General features: G+C 80.6%; 1 pseudogene. It reads left to right on the top strand.

Annotated features, from left to right (window positions below):
- Window positions 1-862 (top strand): annotated as a pseudogene (locus AO501_RS38190) (hypothetical protein); the annotation flags it as partial.

The raw sequence follows: 862 nt of genomic DNA on the forward strand, positions 1-862 counted from the left end.
ATGGTGGCGCCGGCGGGTGGTTGGGCGGCTTCGGCGGGGCCGGGGGTGCCGGCGGCATCGGCGGCGTCGGCGGGCCGACATTCGCCGGCGGCGGCGGCGGGACCGGTGGCGTCGGCGGTACCAGCCGGGCGCTGTTCGGCTGGGCCGGCGGACAGGGCGGCGTCGGCGGAACCGGTGGCACGGGTTATACCGGCGCCGACGCGCTGATCGCCGGCGCAACCGGCGAAGCCGGCGGCAACGCCGGAGTTGGCGGTACCGGCGGTGCCGGCGGCAGTAGCTGGGGCATGCTGTCTACCGCCGGAGCCGGCGGCGCGGGCGGCAGCGGCGGCATGGGCGGCGCCGGTGGTACCGGGGGCGCTGGAGTCGGCATGGCCGGCGGTACCGGCGGCCATGCCGGGGCGGGCGGTGACGCGGGCGTCGGTGGCGCGGGTGGCTCCGCTGGTCTCTTCGGCACGGACGGCGCTACTGGTGTTGCGGGAGTGGGCGGCACCGGCGGCACCGGTGGGGCCGGGGGTGCCGGTCAGCCGGCCGCCTTAGCGGGCCCGGGCACCGCCGGCGGTAACGGCGGCACCGGCGGCACGGGTGGCCACGGCATCAACGGCACAGGCGGCGGCGCCGGCGGCACGGGTGGGGTCGGCGGCAAGGGCGGCGCCGGCAACGGTGTCGTCGGCACCTTCGCGCAGGCCGGCGGCGGCGGGGGCACCGGCGGCACGGGCGGTGTCGGAACCGACGGCGGCGTCTTCGGCGCCGGCGGCAAGGGCGGCGAGGGCGGCGGCGGCTTTGCCCTCGGCGCCGGCGCGACCGCAGGTGCCGGCGGCACGGGTGGGGCGGGCGCTGCGGGCACGGTCACGCAGGCCGGCTA

It is taken from the genome of Mycobacterium gordonae (genome assembly GCF_001417955.2).
Taxonomy (GTDB): Bacteria; Actinomycetota; Actinomycetes; order Mycobacteriales; family Mycobacteriaceae; genus Mycobacterium; species Mycobacterium gordonae_B.